Source organism: Neobacillus sp. BF23-41, assembly GCF_041106275.1.
The window spans coordinates 83441-104244 of sequence record NZ_JBGBPR010000013.1 but is presented as its reverse complement, the minus strand read 5'-3'; the positions used below and the strand labels follow the sequence as shown (position 1 = coordinate 104244).

Below are 20804 nucleotides of genomic sequence, written 5' to 3'. Positions count from 1 at the left end.
ATTTAAAGACGCAGTTTAATGACTGCGTTTTTTTATTTTTCAAAAGGCTGTTTTAAAGGTTGATTTTTAAAGCCAAGTTGATTGGAGAGGAAGGCGCGAAGACTCCTGCGGGAGGACGGGGCAGGGGAGACCCCACAGGCGCTTAGCGCCGAGGAGGCTCCCCGAACCGCCTGGAGCGGAAATCAACAGCCAAGTTTAACACAGCCTTTTACATAAAAAAACAAGCCGGATTTATCCGACTTGTTGTGTAAATGATTTAGCTGCTGTAGCTTTTCTTTGATAGAAATACCAGTTGAGTCCAAATGCCACTACATAAAAAGCAATAAAGAAGTAAAAAGCTGTAACAGGAGTGCCTGTCGCCTTAACTGACCATCCGAAAAGCTTTGGAATAAAGAATGATCCGTAGGCTGCAAATGCCGCTGAAAACCCAATTACAGGTGCTGCTTCTTTAGGAATAAAAAGGTTCGGAATCATTTGGAAAGTCGAGCCTGAACCAATACCAGATGCAACGAATAGAATTAAGAAGGATAATAAGAATCCAGCAAATTGTTTTCCATTTAGGAAATAAATAACTCCTGCAGCGCCAATTCCCATGATGACTAAAACATAGGCAGTTACCTTTGCACCCCCAAGTTTGTCTCCCATCCAACCACCAACAGGTCGTGCCGCAGCGGCAACTAATGCACCAAGAAAGGCAAGTGATATATGCTCAGGGAATTGTGATCTTAATAAAAGCGGAAATGCCGCTGAATAACCAATGAATGAACCAAATGTTGCTACATAAAGAGCTGTCATAATCCAAGTGTGTTTCCGTTTTACAATCACAAATTGTTCCGCAACTGATTGCTTTGCACCTGGTACATTATCCATCTTAAACATTGCTAAAACTGTCAAGATGACAATAGGAATCACCCAAATAAATGCTGCATTCTGTAACCAAACTTCCTGACCATTTGCCAAAACTTGTTTACCGCCAACTAATGCAAACGTTCCTGAGGTAACAATTAATGGTGTAACGAATTGAACGACAGATACACCCATGTTTCCTAAACCACCATTAATACCAAGTGCTGTCCCTTTTTCCTTTTTCGGAAAGAAGAAGCTAATATTTGCTGACGAAGATGAGAAATTACCGCCGCCTAGTCCGCAAAGGGCTGCAAGCAATAACATGATAGAAAATGTTGTTTCCGGATTTTGGACCGCAAAGCCAATACCAATCGCTGGAATTGCTAAGATTGCTGTTGAAATTACTGTCCAGTTTTTTCCGCCAATGGAACCGACAGCAAATGTGTAAACAAAGCGAAGTGTTGCACCAACTAGACCAGGAACTGCTGCAAGTGTAAATAATTGTTCTTCAGTGAAATGGAAACCGATGTCGTTAAGTCTAACGGCAACGACTGACCAAATCTGCCAAACGATAAAAGCAATCATCAATGATGGTACTGATATCCACAGATTTCGTCTTGCATGTTTTTTTCCTTCAGCGTTCCAAAATTTTTCGTCCTCAGGATTCCAATAATTAATTCGGGCCATGATATTTTCCCCCTTATTTTTTTCAATTAATAATTTACTGGTATGGTGTTTCTTGTTGTAATCACTATAAAACAATTGCAAATGTAATTTTGTGACGTACGTCACAAAAACAGTGAACGAACTGTGAACTTAAGGAGGTTGACAAAAAGTTGTAATAATTTATAACTGGTGAACGAAAAAAAGAGATCTTCCATGTGGAAGATCTCCTTTTGTTCTGCCTTTTTAGGATTTTTCGTTATCTTCATAGAACATCCCTACAAAGTTTTTTGTTTCACCTACGTCATCTTTAATGGCTGTAATAGTTAGCCATTCTCTGTAAATTTCATTGTTTTTGCGTTTGTTCCAAATATAACCTTCCCAAACCCCGTTGGTTTTTAAACTGAACCACATTTTTTTGTAAAACTCGTTGTCATGTTCACCGGATTGAAGAACGCTTGGGGTTTTACCGATTACCTCTGCTTGACTATAACCGGTGATTTTTGTGAATGCGGGATTAACGCTTTGAATAATGCCATTAACATCGGTTACACAAATACCATCTAAGGCATGGTTTACAATTTTGGCAGAAATATCCAACTTTTCTTGATAATATAGCCATACTACGATAACCAGACTTGCTAAAGAAAATTCAGATAGGGACATAAACCCAATCGCATAATGACCAGTCCAATTAAAGAGAATCGTGAGAATGATTGGCGGGAAAAAACCACCCAGTCCTCCCATGGCAGAAACAATTCCATTCACAATACCCGCTTGATTGGAAAAATATAAAGGGACTAGTTTAAAGATAGCGCCATTTCCAAGTCCCGCAAAGAAAGCAACTAATAAGCAACCAAAGGAATAAATCGGCAGTGATGGAGTAAATGACAAAAGAAATCCTGCAAAAGTTAGGCTAAAGAACACAGCCATTAAAATAAGAAAAGGATTAACTTTATCGCCTAACCATCCACCTAGGGGTCGAAAAAAGGTTGCCAAAGCAATAAAACCTGCTGTCCGGAGTCCTGCATCGACTTTATCTAATTCAAAGTGATTAACTAAAAACGATGGTAAATAAATGGTGAAAGCAACGAAGGAACCAAACGTGATAAAATAAAATAAACTTAGAAACCAAAGTTTTGGATTTTTATATACCTCTTTGATTTGTTCAAGTAAGGAAATGTGAACTTTTCGTTCCTTTTTGTCCCCAAATATAAAATTTAAAAGCGCAAAGATTAATACAACAATCAGGAAGATTTTAATGGTGTTTCTCCATCCATAGGCGGTAGCAAGTACGGGTGCTGAAAAGGATGTAATTGCCGTACCAATATTTCCTGCTCCGTAAATTCCGTTAATAAACCCATGCTTTGTTTTTTCATAATACTTGGGAAGGGAGGTAACACCGATGGAAAAGACAGCACCGCCAATCCCTAGTAAAAATCCTCCTAAGATTAATGTTAATAAGGAATTAGCGTAGCTTAACAATGCAATTGGTATGAGCAGTATAATAAAGCTGATTGTAAATAAAATTCGAGCGCCATAGCGATTGGTCCAGTACCCTATCGGAACTCGAAGCAGTGAACCGAGGATAACAGGGACCGCCGTAGCCCAGGCAATTTGAGATGAAGAAAGTTGGATATCTACTTTAATAAACGGCATTAGTGATGATATCAGTACCCAAACCATAAAACCTGCTACCAGACTTCCAGTTTGTATAAATAGTTGTTTTGACCCTTGTTTCATTACAATCCCCCTTCAATTCCCATGCTATTTTATTATTTCCTCAAAAAGTCGTTACATATTAAGAAAGAGTGTTTATGAACATGGAAAATTTTACTTCTTGTATTATAGAACAACATTTAGTCAATCTACAGTGAGTTATGACACACATTTGACACACTCATGGTAAAAATTTTTCTAAGGTGTACCAATTTACATCTTTAATTTACATGTTTTGTTCGAAGTGTATATTTTTCCTGTATTATAGATTTACGAATATTTAAAATAGAGGCATGAACAAGGAGAAAAAAATTAAGATCATAGATAACACATGATTATTAATTGATTGTTAAAAATAACATCAAAGTGGTAAGGGAGAAAACTATGCTGCGCAAAAAAATAATTCTAGATCCTCCAAAGATTCTTGTTCTAGGTTTTGGTTTGATCATATTACTAGGTACATTTCTACTAACCATGCCGGTTTCGACTACAAATGGGCAAGGTTTGTCTTTTTTAAACGCACTGTTCACTGCAACCTCTGCAACATGCGTAACAGGTTTAGTTGTCGTAGATACCGGGACCACATTTACAATATTCGGTCAAGTGGTTATTTTATGTATGATTCAAGTCGGTGGACTTGGATTTATGACGTTTGCAACGTTTTTTGCCTTCCTATTAGGGAAGAAAATATCTTTAAAAGAAAGGCTTCTACTTCAAGAATCATTAAATAATTTATCAATGGAGGGGATTGTACGGCTAGTAAGACGAATTTTAATTTTTACAGCGGTGATTGAGATACTTGGTGCTGTGCTTTTATCTTTCCGTTTTTCCTTTGACATGCCGATAGGAAAAGCGATTTATTATGGGATTTTCCATTCAATTTCCAACTTTAACAATGCGGGATTTGACTTAATGGGGGAGTTTCATAGTTTAACGAGTTATGTGAACGATCCAACAGTTACGTTGACCGTTAGTGCATTAATTATCTTAGGTGGGATCGGCTTTATCGTTATGAACGAACTTTTTGAATATCGTGTTTTAAAACGGCTATCATTACATACAAAGATTGTCTTAATGACGAGCAGCGTTTTAATAGTAGTAGGTACAGCTGGTATATTCCTGCTTGAATATTCCAATGGTTTAACGCTAAAACCATTGTCGTTTTCAGGGAAAATCCTAGGGTCATTATTCCAATCTGTTACGGCAAGAACAGCGGGGGCTAACACATTAAATATCGGTGATCTAACTCAATCATCATTATTATTAATTGTGTTACTCATGTTTGTTGGTGCATCGCCTGGGTCGACAGGCGGGGGGATCAAAACCACCACTTTTACAACGCTCATTGGAGCTGTTTGGTCACAAATTCGCGGGAAAGAGGATGTTATTTTTTACCGTCAGCGGATTGAATATGAAACGATTTATAAAGCATTAACCGTCACATTTAGTGGGTTATTTCTCGTAATGATAATGACTCTCATTTTAACCATTTCTGAACACGGACAAGATTTGTTAACAATAGTATTTGAGGTAACTTCTGCCTTTGCAACAGTCGGGCTATCGATGGGATTGACACCAGAATTATCATCACTTGGCAAGGCATTAATAATTTTTACTATGTTTGCTGGCAGGGTAGGACCATTAACTATTGCTTATGCGGTGACTATACGCAGAAAACCTGATGCATTCCGGTATCCGAAGGGAAAAATCACGATTGGGTAGTTTTTTACACCAAGGAGGTACAAGGAGACAGTGGCTAATCAATATGCAGTGATTGGATTAGGTAGGTTTGGACTAAGTATTGCCAATAAGTTATATGAATCTGGGCAGGAAGTGCTTGGAGTGGATGTGAATGAGGAACGAGTTGAAGAATCCCATCCATTCGTTACTCATTCCGTGATTGCCGATTCAACCGAAGCTGAGGCATTAAAATCGATCGGGATCCGTAATTTTGATACAGTTATTGTAGCAATCGGAAACGATATTCAGGCAAGTATTCTATCTGTTTTATTATTGAAGGAACTTGGTGTAAAAAAGGTGATTGCCAAAGCATTAAATAAACTACATGGTCAAGTATTAAAAAAGGTTGGGGCAGACTGGGTCGTCTTTCCTGAGCGAGATATGGGAATTCGAGTCGCCCATCAGCTGTTATCACCTAATGTCTTAAATTTTATTGAGATATCGAAGGATTATAGTGTAGAGGAAGTAAAAATCCCCGATAGGATGATGGAAAAAACCTTAAGGGAGCTAGATTTAAGGGCAAAGTTTAATTTGAGCGTCATCGCGATTCGGCATGAAGATGAAATTAACATTTCACCATCTCCTGATGAAAAAATTATTTACGGTGATGTACTAGTAGTAATCGGTGAAAATTGCGATTTGGAAAAATTCGCTAATTTAGAATAAGAAACAAACCCCTGGTATATAGACTAGGGGTTTGAATGATTTTTTGTTAATGGGATAGGAGAGATGAGAGATGAACTTTCAAGAAAAAGATACATTGGATGAAAGAATAGAGTTAATGAGAATACTTTCAAAACAATTCCTATTACGAGCACCTCAGGTAGATATAGAAGGTAGTTTCCCGTTTGCAAATATTCAGGATCTGAAAAATACAGGTTATACGGCATTAACTGTTCCCTCAAGGCATGGTGGAGAGGATATCTCACTTTATGAACTTATTCGACTCCAAGAAACGATTGCGGAAGGTGACGGGGCAACAGCACTTTCGATTGGATGGCATATGGGAATTATTATGAATCTAAATGAAAAAAGCTCTTGGGATGAGTCGATCTTTAAGTATCTATGTAAACAAGTGAAAAATGGAGCATTAATAAATAGTGCTCAAAGTGAACCAAAGACTGGTAGTCCTACACGAGGCGGCAGACCGGAAACTACTGCAGAAAAAAGTCAGAATGGCTGGGTTATTAAAGGGAGAAAAACATTTACTACCATGTCACCCGTCCTAGATTACTTTATAGTTAGTGCAACAATCAAAGAGACCAATGAAGTGGCCAATTTTGTAATTCCACGATCTACAAAAGGAGTGGTTATTGAGGAAACTTGGGACAGTATCGCGTTAAGAGGAACAGGGAGTCATGACTTAATTTTGGATAATTGTTTGGTAGATGATGAATATCTTGTGGAAAAGTTTAGTTCGAACGGAAAAAGAGCGAATGGATGGCTACTTCATATTCCAGCATGTTATCTGGGCATAGCAAAAGCGGCCCAAAGTTATGCTATTCAATTTGCTAAGGAATATTCTCCGAATAGTATTGTTGGACCAATTATCGATTTACCAAATGTTCAGCAAAAACTTGGAGAGATTGAGTTGAAATTAATGCAGTCCGAGTATTTCTTATATGGGGTTGCAAAACAGTGGGATCATTCAAACGATCAAGCTAGGGAAAAAATGGGGGCTGCTTTAGGTGCAGCAAAATTAACTGTTACCAATAACGCAATCGAAGTTGTTGATTTAGCAATGAGAATCGTAGGTGCAAAAAGTCTTTCATTGAAAAATCCGTTACAGCGGTATTATCGAGATGTAAGAGCAGGCCTTCATAATCCACCAATGGATGACATGACGATACAATTATTAGCCAAGGATAGTATATTAAACCACTAACAAAATTTGGATGAGTAAAGACCATCTTTTCAATGAAAAGATGGTCGAAAAAATTATTCTTCGATAAGTTCTCCGATTTCTACAACTGAACGTTCTTCTAATGGGCCTCGTAAATGTACTGTTGCTGTCTGTCCATCTTCATTTAATTGGTCAATCCAAACCGATGTACCATTATATTTTACTTCTATATCTGCAGATGATGACAAAATTTGTTTTACACGGTTAATATTCATTATATTCACTCCTATAAAATAGTCATTTAAAGATCTTCATTTCATTCCAATAAAATACATTCGCAACCGCTTTCTTCTATTATATAATTGGCATTAATAATTCTTAAGGGTAGTTGATATGTATACCATTGATAGTTCCTGGCTCGTCATCATCAACCAAGCTATTAAGATAATTTTCAAGCTCGACTTGGAGATCTTTTGGAGCGCCAGGCTTTAAATGCCAATTTCCTGGTTCATCAACAAAATATGTGCTTTTTGTAAATTCAGGCCTAATTCTGGGCATCGTATTCTCCTTTTAAAATTTTTCTACATTCCTCTGTGTATATGCTATCCAATGTTTAAGGAGTTCATTCAAGTAATCTTTCTACTTACCGTCTGTTAAAGATAAGTCTATATTCATATTGCTCCTTCATACGTTCGGGTTTATGATATGTAGAAATGATGACTCAAGGATTGTTCCGACTAAGATATAATTTATGGAGGAATAGAAAATCTAACAAGAAAAAAATTTGAAACTAAATAAAACTTATTTCGTCTTATATTATTGAAGATTGAAAACAGTCATGTCCCAAAGAGAACGGACATAAAAATAAAAGGTATATCTCAATTTTTAAGAAATGACCAAGCTGTGAAAGGTAATGATTTTGCTTGCCCGAGATGGCTGGGAAAAGTGTAGAATGTTGTAGAAAAGTATAAATAAAAAAAGCAAGATTTATGTTTTTATTTTTTAAAGAAATGTGATATAGTGATTGAGGTTCGTTTACCGAAGCTTAATTGGTAAGTGAGAGGAGAATTTAAAGATGAATAAAATTAGACTACCAAAAACATTAACCAATAGTCATATTACATTCTTTATAGCGGCCGTTTTATTATTTTGGATCAAAACCTATGCTGCATATCAAATTGAATTTAACTTAGGTATTGAAAATAGCCTACAGAAGTTTTTGCTTTTAATAAATCCATTAAGTTCAGCACTTTTCTTCTTTGGATTTGCCCTGCTTTTTAAAAAGCATTCAAAATTGATTATGATATTAACAAATTTTCTATTATCATTCTTATTGTATGCAAATATTGCCTATTATCGCTTTTTTAATGATTTCATTACGGTTCCGGTTCTAATGCAAACCAAAACAAACGCTGGTCAACTTGGCGACAGTGCACTTTCATTAATGTCTCCGTTTGACATTTTTTATTTTACAGATATGTTTATTTTAATCGCGTTAGCATTAACCGTATTCAAAAAAGTTACGGTAACGAACAGAAAGACCTTTAAGATTGTTCTATTATTTTCAATTACTACTTTTCTATTTAATTTAGGTTTAGCAGAAAAGGATCGTCCGCAGTTACTTTCACGTTCTTTTGACCGAAATTATTTAGTAAAATACCTTGGAGCGTATAACTTTACCATTTATGACGTCATCCAAAATATAAAATCATCAAGTCAGCGGGCTTTAGCGGATAGCAGTGATATTACAGATGTTGAGAACTATCGTAAAGCAAACTATGCTGCGCCAAATCCAAAATATTTTGGTAAAGCAAAAGGTATGAACGTAGTTTATATTTCGATGGAATCCTTTCAAAGCTTTATGATTGATTATAAAATGCCTAACGGACAAGAAGTAACACCATTTTTGAATTCATTAGCACATGACAATAATACCTTCTATTTTGATAATTTCTATCATCAAACAGGACAAGGGAAAACATCGGATGCCGAATTTCTAATGGAAAATTCATTATATCCAATGGCACAAGGTGCTGTTTTTGTTAACAAAGCCCAGAACACTTATCAAGCTATGCCTTCTATTCTAAAAGGACAGGGATATAGTTCTGCTGTGTTACACGGGAACTATAAGACGTTCTGGAATCGAAATGTTATCTATAAAGCATTTGGATACGATCAATTCTTTGATGCAGAATACTACAGCATGTCAGATGAAAATACAAAAAACTATGGAATGAAAGATAAACCTTTCTTTAAAGAATCTATTCCATTACTTGAAAGCTTAAAGCAGCCGTTCTATACAAAGTTCATTTCACTATCTAATCATTTCCCATTTGAAATGGATCCGGAAGATACTGATTTTCCTGCTGGAGATTACGGTGATACGGTTGTAAACCAATATTTCCAATCTGCAAACTATATGGATCAGGCATTTGAGCAATTCTTTAATGATTTAAAAGCTAATGGTATGTATGACAATACAATAATTGTCATGTATGGTGACCATTACGGAATATCTGAGAACCATAATGATGCAATGGCGAAGGTTATGGGTGTGGACGAAATTACACCTGCAATCAATGCAAAATTACAGCGTGTACCATTATTTATTCACGTACCAGGTGTAAAGGGTGGAATTCAACACCAAGTTGGCGGGGAAGTCGATGTCCGTCCAACAGTGCTCCATTTATTAGGTATTGATACGAAAGATTATATGGAATTTGGTTCAGATTTACTTTCTAAACAACACCGTAATTGGGCATTATTTAGAAACGGTGACTTTGTAACATCTGAGGCTATTCAAATTAATGAAAAATGTTACTCCTCTTTAACAGGTGAGTTATTAGATGATAGTACTACATGTAAGGATGTAGATAGCAAAGTTAATACAGAGCTAAATATGTCCGATGAAATAGTTTACAAAGATCTGCTGCGGTTCTATAAGCCAGAAGGATATACACCGATCAATCCTAACGATTATGAATATCTAGGACCAAAAGTTGACAAAGTAACAGAAGAAAAGTAACAAGGTCAAAGAGAGAGGAGCATTAACTTCTCTCTTTTTATTTTGTTACAATAGATAAAGTAAATAATTTAAAGGGGCACTATCTATGAACAACAGAATTCTCCAATTAATAATATCGTTTATCTTAATTATTCCTATCATTCTCTTAGGGTGTTCTAGTAGCGAACCATCTTTACAGAAAAGTGACTCTAAAACTTCCTCTGTTGTAAAAAACAATGAAGTTCATACGAATGAAACGAGCGATCCAAAGACACCTTCACTCTCTCAAACAGAAGTACCTCAATCGAAAACCGGTAATAAGAAATTACTTCCCGCAACTATCGTCAAGAATGTCGATGGTGATACTATTAATGTTAACCTTAATGGGAAGATAGAAAAGGTAAGAATGCTCTGTGTGGATACACCTGAGACACATCATCCCCGCTTAGGGGTACAGCCATTTGGACCAGAAGCCTCCGAGTATACAAAGGAAATTCTCTCCGTTGGTACTAAAGTTGAAATTGAACCTGGAATTGGAGACGGACGTGATAATTATGGGCGCCTACTTGCCTATATTTATGTTAATGGAAAAATGTTTAATGAAATGCTGTTGGAAAAAGGCCTTGCTCGTGTGGCCTATATTTATGCTCCGAACACCCAATATGTTGATGAATTTTATGCGATTCAAAAGAAAGCACAAGAAAAAGGTGTAGGAATCTGGTCGATTGAAAATTATGCTCAAGTGGATGGGTATAATACTGAAAATGTCAAAGAAACGGAAGAAACAGGAACAAATTCAAAAGCATCTTCAGGGAACAACTATCAAAATAACCCAAGTGATGATCAAGAATCAAACTTAGATTGTAAAGGGAAGATCAAAGGGAATGCGAATTCTCATATCTATCATGTACCCGGCGGTAGTTTTTACGACTCCACCACCGACAACATCGTTTGGTTTTGTTCAGAAAAAGAAGCGCAGGATGAAGGGTACAGAAAGTCAAAACGCTAATATCATTTGTTTAAAAGAAGCGGAGGGCCTTCGAATGCCTTCTGTTTTTTTATATAAAAAAATAGCCATGTACCATTTGTTATCATATAATAAATGAAATATATTATTTTGAAAAAGTTAGGAGAGATCGCATGAGAGACGTTACCTTATTGAATATATTTGAACATCATATTGCCCAAAAATATTTGAACCGTTCTGGTCTTGCCCATGCGATTGCTGTAGCCTACCATGCCTTTCAATTAGGAAAGGAGCATCAACTGGATGTTGACATTGCTGCAAAAGCAGGGCTCCTCCATGACATGGGGCATTATACATGGTATAAAAATGGAAAATGGGATTATGACTTATACAAGCAAAATGACATTCACCCAATTAAAGGGGCTGAAAGGGCTCACAAGCTCCTGATTCGTCTTGGTGAAAATCCAATCAAAGCTAAGACGATTGCACTCGCCATTTTATTTCATACTGACTCCTTTCTACCATCAAACGATATCGTTCGGACACCATTACAACAAATTGTTAAATGGGCCGACGAAAAGGATGAGGAAGAAGGCGGCATGCACCATTACCGAACCATTGAATATGAACGTGCAAAACAAAGCATTATCCGCCTAGACGAATGGATCGACAAAAAAGGTGAATAAAGAAAAGGCGGTGCAAATGCACCGCCTTTGTTCAATTAAATTACTTCCTAGTAAAGCCTTCTTCTTGCAAAAACGCCTCAGCTTCCTCATATGTATCAAAGGTAGCATCAAGGTTTAACCCAAAATAGATATTCCAGGATTCATTTTCTTCAACTAGAATCAGGGCATTATTTTCACTATCCACCCAGCGCTCCTCTTTTGAATCTCCAATAATGGCTTCTTCAGCCGCCGTTTTTTCGACTGATGATAGGGATTGAATCGATTGTTTTAACAATTTACGAAGTTGGTCTTCGGAGAAATCACGGATATTGACCATTCCTTTTTCATCCGTATCATAATTGTCCAGCTGTCCAGCATAAACAAATCCATTCCCATTTGGGTGTAAGTGATAAACAATGTTTTTCTTATCAGAGATACTGCCTTCGAACTGAAAATTGACTCGTCCAAGTGAAACATTTTTTCTTTCCAACTCTGAAAATGATTCGATAATCGATAATTTTTCATTATATGTAAGCATAGTTTCCTCCGTCTATTTAAGTAAATCCTCTTACATCATACAGATATTTTACCCAAACGTAAAATCTTTAAAAAAAAGTGTTGCAGAGTTCATGTTTTTTTGAGAATATATTGAAAATATTGAGTAATTGTGTAAAATTACACTATAGAGGAAAATTTTGTATGATCGCCATTTTGGTATGATTGTGGGGAGATTTCATGGATTCGAATATAAGAGAAGAGCAGAGGAAAATTTTTAGAAAAGAGTTATTCACTTTACGTGAAGAAGGGTACCTTTCTGAGGCAATTGTCGACACCGTAGCAAGGGCACATTATCAATATCATATGGATTTATTAGAAATGGAGGCAAAACCCCCATCCACTGAAAATAATACGCCAATTAAAAAAGCTGCACCGCCAAAACTGCAAAAAGTGAAAAAAACGTTAACACCAGAAGAAATCCGTGAAAGGAATATTACCTGGTTATTAAACATTGGGGTAATCTTTTTATTAATTGGTGGATTGTTTGTTGCGACGAGTAATTGGGAATCAATGACAAGTTTCATGAAAAGTGGATCAATAGCAATTGTTGCCTTATTATTTTACGGTATTGCTTTTTTAACGAAGAAAATATTAAAAATTGAAAAGACGGCCTTTGCCTTCATTGTTCTTGGAAGTTTGTTTTTGCCAATTTTTATCCTATCGCTTGGATGGTTTGGGTTATTAGGACCATATTTATCAATATCCGGGGAGGGACGTTATCTACTCGGAACGCTCGGGAGTTTCCTGCCAATTATTGTTTACTATTTATTTGCAAAGAACTTAGTTTCTAGATTATTTGTTTGGTTTACCTATGTCTCATTAAGCATAGGAACTGCCTTTCTCTTAGCCAGCTTCCATCTGAAAATTGATTTCTTTTACCTAGGTTTGATGGTTTTTAATACTATCTTTATTTTTGTATATCATCAGTTAAAACACAAGGAATCATTCAAATTATTTACGAATGAATTTATTCCGTACGTCCAAGTAAATCTTGTTCTTTGTACCTTATTTATGCTTTTTTTATACGATAATGAGGTATTATACAGCTTCAACCTGCTGTTAACAGCGATTATTTATTTATCAATGATGTATGTGAGCGGTCGAAAAGAATATCATTTCATTTTTAGTGTCATGATCGTTTATGGTGCCTATCAGTTAATTGAGCATAGCTTCCTCGATAGTTTTGGGGCGATTGTTTATGCATTAATTGGATTTGGGATTGTATTCGTTCCAAAGGCAATGGATGATAAATTCGCATTAAATAAAGCCTTCCAATATACAAGTGCAGTAATCTCAGGTTTAGCGTTTATTTACATTAGCCTGGAAGGAATTCTCCTTCGTGCAGGCAATCCATCGATTGTGCTTATGCTTGCTTATTTTATCATTGCAGTTAACTTTATTTATTTATCCTCTCAAGGTTCTAGACGATTATTTCCGTATTTAAGCGCAGTATTTGCAGCTTCTGGCATTTATGAAACGATTGCATTAGTAAGCCGGCCTTTCGATATGGTCAATTTTTCTCTTCAGTTGTCTTTAGCAGGTTTTATCCTATATTTTGGGTTAGGCATTTCGCTACTTTCAAAGTACGTAAAGATCATTCAGACTGCCTCCAGAGATGTCGGCTTATCGATAATGGTGCTAGCAATTTTGTCTGCAATCTCTTGGTTATTATGGTGGGAACTAGGCGTTATGTTATTACTATTGGTGGTTGCTGCCTTTCTACTGTATAAGAAGGAAACAAGGATTTATCTTCAGGAGGCCGCTTTATGGAGTATTCCTGGTTTACTTGGTCTTTCCATCGTAGCTTTTGGAGAAGAAATTAATACAAATTTTTCTGTTTATCTTAAGGAATATGGTTATGCAATTAATTTTGCGGCTGGGGCAATCATGGTTTTATTATTAAGTTTTGTATGGAAAAAAGTTGGGGAAAAGGAATTAGGTTGTATATCGTTATATACCTCACAGGTACTTTATACATTTGCCATTTTCCATGCTTTGCTAAGTCCGATAAACCAATTATGGGTTCAGCCGCTTGTTTTGTTGGTTGGAATTGCCATGTATTTTTATTTATATAAAAAAGTTGGTACGAAGTGGGTTCCTTTTATTGTAAGTATCTCAGTACTGCTTTCGTATTTTTCGATTATCCAAGCTATTACGCTTAAATTTTCATTAAGTCATTCAATTAATTCACTAATTGCTTCAACAAGTGCAGTGGTCATGCTTCTAATCGCTTATCTCAATCAGAAAAATGACTTGAATCTTTCCATTGCCTTTGCATGGGTTGGACACAGCATTTATCCACTAGCGCTATGCTTCACATGGTTTGCATATCAGACAGACTCGATTTATAGCTTTATCTTGGCAGTGTTTGTATATGCTTTTAGTACAAAGTTTACTAAGGTAGAATGGAAGATAAAAGTTTTTCTTTATGGGAGCTTTACGTCCCTCTACTTTATTGTTTCAACTGGGTTAGATCAATTAATCAATCGATATTTTGGAAACTATGAGTTCCCAATCACTAGCGGTTTCATTCTTCTATTTGCATTTTTCGCTAAGGATGAATTTAAGAAACGGACAGCTTATTATTTCGTGCCATTTTCAACAATCGGAATGGTGTTTACATTAATTACCTATCCGTTTGATTTGCTGCCGTATCTTGTCACGCTTGCCTATATTGTTGGGACACTGTTTTATATGCATAAAATCAAATGGGATCTTCTAGGGGTCATCCCATTACTCTTAGCATTTATTGCAACGATTGAATACTCTTATCTTGGTGAATTAGATGAACTCGATAAAATGATTCTGTCTGGCGGCTTAGGGATTGTTCTTTTGATTATTGGCCAATTCGTTTATAAAAAGCTAGTTGAATATGGACCGAACATTCAGCAAACAAAATTCGATGGATTTACGCTAGTTTCATTCATGTTTTTCGCTTTTATGTACAGTTTCGAGAATCAATACATCTGGTGTCAGGCACTGCCTGGATTGCTTATTTCAGCTTCCTTTTTGCTGCAAAGGAAAAGGGTGCCTGCTAGGTTCTCTGTCTTTTTGACAATACTTGGTGGAGCCTATTTGTTACAACCATACTATTCCATAATCGCTATGCTTCATATTCCGTCATTATGGGAACGTGAAGTGATTGTCCTTCCGTTTATAATTCTAATCATTTTCATTCGACGTTGTTTAAAGGGAAGATATTCTGATATAACGAAGGCTGTTCAATGGGGAGTCCTAATAATCGTATCCCTATTATTAATCCAAGATGGTTTAGCAAGCAACACGATTTATGATGCAATCATTTTAGGAACACTTTCATTGGTAGCGATGATGGCAGGTATGTTCCTGCAAATTAAATCCTATTTCTTTGTTGGGGCTGGTGTATTATTATTAAATGTCTTCCTGCAAACTAGACCGTACTGGGGGAATATGCCCTGGTGGTTCTATTTATTAATTGCTGGTCTTATCTTGATTACCGTAGCAAGCTTTAATGAATGGAATAAGCAAAAAGTAAATAAAGGTGAATCGACCTTTATCACCAGTTTCAAGGAAAAAGTAATTGATAAAATGAAAAAGTGGGACTAAAGGGGAAAGACGACTGCATTTAATTTTCATTGAATAAAAACATAAAGTTAGTTATAATAGTAATAATTAAAAAAATTATTTATTGTTTTTGGAGGAGCCTGTCACCAAGGGATATCTATGTCCCGTGGTCGACAGGCTTTTTTTGTTTTCTCCCAAAAAGGGTCTGATTTTTATTAAGCAGACCCTTTAATTTTTTACGAAGGAAAGGTGATTGGATGGAATTAATTTTTGAATTAGCGATTATTTTATTTGCATCTAAGATTGCTGGGGATATTTGCGTTAAATTAGGTCAGCCCTCGGTTCTAGGGAAGTTGTTAATAGGGGTTATTTTAGGTCCAGCTGTGTTAGGCCTCGTTTCAGATACGAAAACATTGGCAGACCTAAGCCAAATTGGTGTCATCTTGTTAATGTTTATAGCAGGTATGGAGACTGATTTAAATGAATTTAAACGCACGTGGAAGGCATCAACCTTCGTTGGAATCAGTGGAATCATTGTTCCTTTAGTTTCAGGTTACTTAGCAGGAATTTTGATGAATATGACAACATTTGAAGCCTTATTTTTAGGATTATTACTTTCTGCAACAAGTGTAAGTATTTCCGTTCAAGCACTTAAAGAGTTAAATAAGATGAAATCTAAAGAAGGGACCGCGATTTTAGGGGCTGCCGTCATTGATGATGTTCTTGTGATTATCGCCCTGGCCTTTTTAATGAGTATGGCCGGTGGAGAAGTGAATTTAAGCATGATGATTATTAAAAAGGTACTCTTTTTCATGGTTGCGATTTTAGTAGCTTGGAAGGTGGTTCCATGGGTTTTAAAGAAATTTGCTCCATTAAAGGTCACAGAACCGCTCGTCACGGGTGCATTAATCATTTGCTTCCTGTTTGCCTATGCAGCTGAAATTACAGGTATTGCGGCGATTATAGGGGCGTACATCGCTGGGGTTGCTATTAGTCAAACAGAATTTAAACTTAAAATATTTGAGAAAGTGGAAACGATCAGCTATTCCATTTTTGTACCTATATTTTTTACCTCGATAGGGGTGGCAGTAAGCTTTGACGGAATATCGAAAAATTTCGGGCTAATTATCGGTTTTAGCATCCTAGCCATTTTAACCAAGTTAATCGGTGCTGCATTGGGAGCAAAAATAGCTCATTTTTCCTGGAAGAGTTCACTTGGAATTGGAGCTGCTATGGTTTCACGTGGAGAAGTTGCCTTAATTATTGCCTCGATTGGTTTGGAGACAAAATTAATCAGTCAGGAATTATTTGCTGTTTTAGTGGTAGTAGTACTAGTTACTACCATCGTTACACCCCCAATGATGAAGTATTTTTTCAGTGAAGGTAATAATCAAACAGAAATGAAAAAAACAGTATTTAGTAAAGTGGAAATTTAGTTAATAAAATCCAGCCAAATCAAATTGGCTGGATTTTTGGGGTATTATGAAACTGATATTAATGTTTTTTCATTCGAGTGCTTCCCAACATTTTTTAAGCCAATGATGCCTTTTTATGAAAAATTAGTGAAATATATCATACTTTCACTATTTATAAACAAATAAGTACTAGAACTTTTCATATTTTTTTGATTGATTTGAGAAAGTACCCCCATTATTTTGGTGGAATAGTCGAATTATCTTTCAAACAAAAAACTTACTAAATTCAGGAGGTTAGAAATGGGAACCGTGATCATTGATATCGACAAATTACTAGAAGCAACGTCAAATCTAACATCTGAGAAAAGCAACAATAAAATGAAAAAAGTTGAAATTGACCTCTTACTTGAAAATACCCGTGATTGGTAAAAATAATATTATCCAGATAGTTTTCTAGAATGCCTTCCATTTAAAAGAAGGCATTTTTTGTTGTTTAAAAAGAAAATGAGGTATTTTAATAATGTCAAGATTCCCTATTAAATTATGCTGCTTTAAAGCGAAAAAATATTTTACGCATTTCTATTGCTTTTCGTGCAAAAAAATACTAGAATAATTTTTAATATATTAAATTTTATGAAAATTAGTATTTTATTATTTAAGGGGGATTTAGCTAGATGAAGAAAAAAGTTAAAGCATTGTCGATTGCCTTAGCAGGAATGATGTTGCTTGCAGGCTGCGGAAGTAAAGAAAAAGCAGGGGGTTCTGAAAAAGAAGGAGCGGATAAGGAGTTCAAAGTTGGAATTACCCAGTTTGCCCCACACCCATCTCTAGACGCTGCGACAGAAGGCTTTAAAAAAGCCTTAAAGGATAAAGGGATTAAGGTAAGCTATGATGAACAAAATGCTCAGGCAGATATGAACAACACTCAAACAATTGCCAATAATTTTGTCGGTGACAAAGTGGATTTAATTTTTGCTAATGCCACTCCAAGTGCAACGGCAGCATTGAATGCAACAAAGGATATTCCGATTATCTTTACATCGGTGACAGATCCTGTGGGTGCAGGTTTGGTAGAGGCTTTTGATAAACCAGGGAAAAACATTACTGGTACAACCGATAACCATCCAGAAGCAACCAAAAAAACAATTAGCTTTATTACGGACGAAGTGAAAGCAAAAAATATTGGTGTGATCTATAACTCTGGTGAACAAAATTCAGTGGTTCAGGTGAAAGAAGTTAAGAAAATTGCTGAAGAGAAGGGTGCTAAACTTGTTGAAGTATCTGTTTCAACTACAGCAGAAGTGAAGCAGGCAGCTGAATCATTAGTTGGCCGTGTTGATGCGATTTATGTTCCAACTGACAATACCGTAGTTACTGCTCTTGATACGGTTATTGCCGTTGCAAACAGCAAAAAAATTCCACTTTTCGTTGGTGAACTTGATTCCATGAAAAAAGGAGCCGTTGCTGCCAGCGGGTTCAGCTATTTCGATCTTGGCTATCAATCTGGTTTAATGGCTGCTGATATTTTAAGCGGGAAGAAGAAGGTATCTGAAATTCCAGTAGAACTTCCAAACAGCTTAAAACTTGTCATTAATACGAAGGCTGCTGAAGCTCAAGGCTTAACAGTAAATGAAGCTTGGAAAAGTTTAGGCGAGTTTTTCGAAGGTAAATAAAATAATATTGATCATGATGGAGCCTTCGTTTGAAGGCTCCATCCATGAACCAAACATTAGCTTGAAAATAGGTTATTGCATCTTAGAAGCAGGCTTAATGATTTAAAGAAAGGATGATCTCAATGTTTACAGCCATATTTGGATCATTTGAAGCAGGTATTATCTATGCGATTATGGCACTAGGCGTCTATCTTTCCTTTCGTATTCTGGATTTTCCAGATTTAACGGTGGATGGGAGTTTTGTGACGGGGGCAGCAATTTCAGCTGTAATGATTGCGAATGGAACCGATCCATTTTTAGCAACAATCATGGCGTTATTCGCCGGTTTTGCAGCTGGATGTATGACAGGTCTTCTCCATACATTTGGAAAGATTAATAACTTGCTTTCCGGAATTTTAATGATGATTGCACTTTATTCAATAAATCTTCGAATCATGGGACGCTCAAATATCCCATTATTAAATACAGATACAGCTTTTACGAAAATTAGTGGATTTTTTGAAAAGACAGGAATTGATTCATTTTTAAATAACATTCTCTCCATGGTGGGTCTTGGCGACAGCTTGCCTGAAACATGGGGAATTCTTATTTTTATGATTATCGTAACATTTGTGATTAAATTCTTTACCGATCTGTTTTTGAAAACCGAAATTGGGCTTGCCGTCAGGGCTACGGGAGATAATAAACGGATGATTCGCAGCCTTTCTGCTAATACCAACCTCCTTGTTGTGCTTGGCTTAGGTCTTTCAAATGCTCTTGTAGCTTTCTCAGGTGCTCTGATCGCCCAGCAAGGTGGATTTGCAGATGTGGGTATGGGGATTGGGATGATTGTGATTGGTCTAGCCTCCGTTATTATTGGTGAAGCCTTATTTGGTACAAAAACGATTGCTAGGACCACTTTCGCTGTTATTGGCGGATCGATTATTTATCGAATTGTTGTTACCTTAGCATTACGAGTGGATTTCTTGGATCCTGGTGATATGAAGCTGATTACTGCTCTCATTGTTATTCTTGCTCTTACTACTCCAAAGATTATTGAAAGTTCCAAAGAGAGAAAGCGGAAAGCCCGCAGAAGATCTGAGAGATCAAACATCATGCAGACTTCTGGCCAAGTGAAGGGGGACAATCATGTTACAATTAAATCAGATTCATAAGATATTTAATGAAGGGACACCTGATGAAAAAATCGCCATTGATCATGTGAACCTAACCCTTCAGCCTGGTGATTTCGTAACAGTAATTGGCAGTAACGGGGCGGGGAAATCAACCTTAATGAATATCATTTCAGGTGTATTAATCCCGGATGTAGGGGAAGTACAGATTGGCGGAAAAAATGTCACTAGTATGTCAGAGTTTAAACGGTCAAAAATGATCGGACGTGTTTTTCAGGATCCAATGGCCGGTACGGCTCCAAGTATGACGATTGAAGAAAATCTTGCCATGGCTTATTCTCGGAATAAAATGAGAACACTTCGACAAGGAGTTACAAAAAAGCGACGTGATTATTTTCGTGAGGTATTGGAATCCCTGCATCTGGGCCTCGAGAACCGCCTAAGTGCAAAGGTAGGCTTGTTATCCGGGGGAGAACGTCAAGCTCTATCCCTGTTAATGGCTACCTTCACAGAGCCTTCCATCCTCCTTCTTGATGAACATACGGCAGCACTTGACCCATCAAGAGCGGAATTAATTACGAACTTAACGAGAGAAATTGTCGACAAATATAAACTGACCACATTAATGGTTACTCATAACATGCAGCAAGCCATTGATTTAGGCAATCGATTAATCATGATGGATAAGGGCCAAATTATTTTAGAGGTCAATGAGGAAAATAAGAAACAATTAACAATTGAAGGTTTACTTATGGAGTTTAAAAGGATACGTGGGGTACAAATGTCAAGTGATCGTGCCATTCTTTCCTAATGGGAAAAAATTTTTTTTGAGTGTCTATTTTAGATTTGCTTTTATAAAAAGTATTTCCAATATCATTTAAGGAGAAACTGCCTGTTTTGGGCAAGTTTCTTTTTGTATTTTGGGAAATAATTCAAAGATATCTAAATTTCTTTAGTACAAAAAAGCGTTATTGCTTTACTTCCCATCCTTGAAAGGACAAGATTCTTTCATTTAGAATTAATTTAGAATATTATTACTTTTAAACTAATGGGGGT

17 protein-coding genes are annotated in these 20804 nt (G+C 36.4%); 12 read left to right on the top strand and 5 right to left on the bottom strand.

Features of this window, described 5'->3' with window-relative positions; all coding sequences use genetic code 11:
• Positions 1–231 precede the first annotated feature (231 nt).
• A complete protein-coding gene (locus AB7942_RS19345; protein ID WP_369448139.1) occupies positions 232–1533 on the bottom strand; it encodes an MFS transporter in 1302 nt (433 codons plus the stop codon).
• 222 nt (positions 1534–1755) lie between these two features.
• Positions 1756–3252, bottom strand: coding sequence for a nitrate/nitrite transporter (locus tag AB7942_RS19340; RefSeq protein WP_369448138.1), 1497 nt, complete (start codon positions 3250–3252; stop codon positions 1756–1758).
• A 360-nt stretch (positions 3253–3612) separates the two neighbouring features.
• Between AB7942_RS19340 and AB7942_RS19335 the strand changes: the two genes are divergently transcribed.
• The 3 genes from AB7942_RS19335 (at position 3613) to AB7942_RS19325 (ending at position 6853) form a co-directional block, all read left to right on the top strand.
• Positions 3613–4950: a TrkH family potassium uptake protein gene (locus AB7942_RS19335; protein ID WP_369448137.1), complete on the top strand. Its 1338-nt coding sequence runs from the start codon at positions 3613–3615 to the stop codon at positions 4948–4950.
• 30 nt (positions 4951–4980) lie between these two features.
• On the top strand, positions 4981–5634 hold the full coding sequence (locus AB7942_RS19330; protein WP_369448136.1) for a potassium channel family protein: 654 nt from the start codon (positions 4981–4983) through the stop codon (positions 5632–5634).
• Between the two features lie 70 nt (positions 5635–5704).
• Positions 5705–6853: an acyl-CoA dehydrogenase family protein gene (locus tag AB7942_RS19325; RefSeq protein WP_369448135.1), complete on the top strand. Its 1149-nt coding sequence runs from the start codon at positions 5705–5707 to the stop codon at positions 6851–6853.
• 53 nt (positions 6854–6906) lie between these two features.
• On the opposite strand, the gene AB7942_RS19320 is transcribed toward AB7942_RS19325, so the two are convergent.
• Both AB7942_RS19320 and AB7942_RS19315 read right to left on the bottom strand, forming a co-directional pair.
• Positions 6907–7086 carry an H-type small acid-soluble spore protein gene (locus tag AB7942_RS19320; RefSeq protein ID WP_088088599.1) on the bottom strand — a complete coding sequence of 60 codons (180 nt, stop codon included), beginning with the start codon at positions 7084–7086 and terminating at the stop codon, positions 6907–6909.
• A gap of 103 nt (positions 7087–7189) precedes the next feature.
• Entirely contained in the window at positions 7190–7369 is a 180-nt protein-coding gene (locus AB7942_RS19315) for a hypothetical protein (RefSeq protein ID WP_369448134.1), read from the bottom strand.
• 517 nt (positions 7370–7886) lie between these two features.
• On the opposite strand from AB7942_RS19315, the gene ltaS reads away from it, so the two are divergent.
• From ltaS to AB7942_RS19300, 3 genes are all read left to right on the top strand, one after another.
• On the top strand, positions 7887–9836 hold the full coding sequence (gene ltaS / locus AB7942_RS19310) for a lipoteichoic acid synthase (protein ID WP_369448133.1): 1950 nt from the start codon (positions 7887–7889) through the stop codon (positions 9834–9836).
• Positions 9837–9921: 85 nt separating this feature from the next.
• Complete coding sequence (locus AB7942_RS19305; protein WP_369448132.1) at positions 9922–10824, top strand: thermonuclease family protein; 903 nt, start codon at positions 9922–9924, stop codon at positions 10822–10824.
• A 131-nt stretch (positions 10825–10955) separates the two neighbouring features.
• On the top strand, positions 10956–11468 hold the full coding sequence (locus AB7942_RS19300) for an HD domain-containing protein (protein WP_088088594.1): 513 nt from the start codon (positions 10956–10958) through the stop codon (positions 11466–11468).
• 40 nt (positions 11469–11508) lie between these two features.
• Here the strand turns inward: AB7942_RS19300 and AB7942_RS19295 are convergent, their stop codons facing one another.
• On the bottom strand, positions 11509–11985 hold the full coding sequence (locus AB7942_RS19295) for a hypothetical protein (protein WP_369448131.1): 477 nt from the start codon (positions 11983–11985) through the stop codon (positions 11509–11511).
• Between the two features lie 197 nt (positions 11986–12182).
• On the opposite strand from AB7942_RS19295, the gene AB7942_RS19290 reads away from it, so the two are divergent.
• From AB7942_RS19290 to AB7942_RS19265, 6 genes are all read left to right on the top strand, one after another.
• Positions 12183–15590 carry a hypothetical protein gene (locus AB7942_RS19290; protein WP_369448130.1) on the top strand — a complete coding sequence of 1136 codons (3408 nt, stop codon included), beginning with the start codon at positions 12183–12185 and terminating at the stop codon, positions 15588–15590.
• A 215-nt stretch (positions 15591–15805) separates the two neighbouring features.
• Positions 15806–16984, top strand: coding sequence for a cation:proton antiporter (locus tag AB7942_RS19285; protein ID WP_369448129.1), 1179 nt, complete (start codon positions 15806–15808; stop codon positions 16982–16984).
• Positions 16985–17263: 279 nt separating this feature from the next.
• Positions 17264–17392, top strand: a complete 129-nt coding sequence (locus tag AB7942_RS19280; RefSeq protein ID WP_256942446.1) for a hypothetical protein — start codon at positions 17264–17266, stop codon at positions 17390–17392.
• Between the two features lie 245 nt (positions 17393–17637).
• Positions 17638–18636: an ABC transporter substrate-binding protein gene (locus AB7942_RS19275; protein ID WP_088088590.1), complete on the top strand. Its 999-nt coding sequence runs from the start codon at positions 17638–17640 to the stop codon at positions 18634–18636.
• Positions 18637–18758: 122 nt separating this feature from the next.
• On the top strand, positions 18759–19790 hold the full coding sequence (locus AB7942_RS19270) for an ABC transporter permease (RefSeq protein ID WP_369448128.1): 1032 nt from the start codon (positions 18759–18761) through the stop codon (positions 19788–19790).
• Positions 19765–20559, top strand: a complete 795-nt coding sequence (locus AB7942_RS19265) for an ABC transporter ATP-binding protein (RefSeq protein ID WP_369448127.1) — start codon at positions 19765–19767, stop codon at positions 20557–20559. Before AB7942_RS19270 ends, AB7942_RS19265 begins: the two co-directional genes overlap by 26 nt.
• Positions 20560–20804 lie beyond the last annotated feature (245 nt).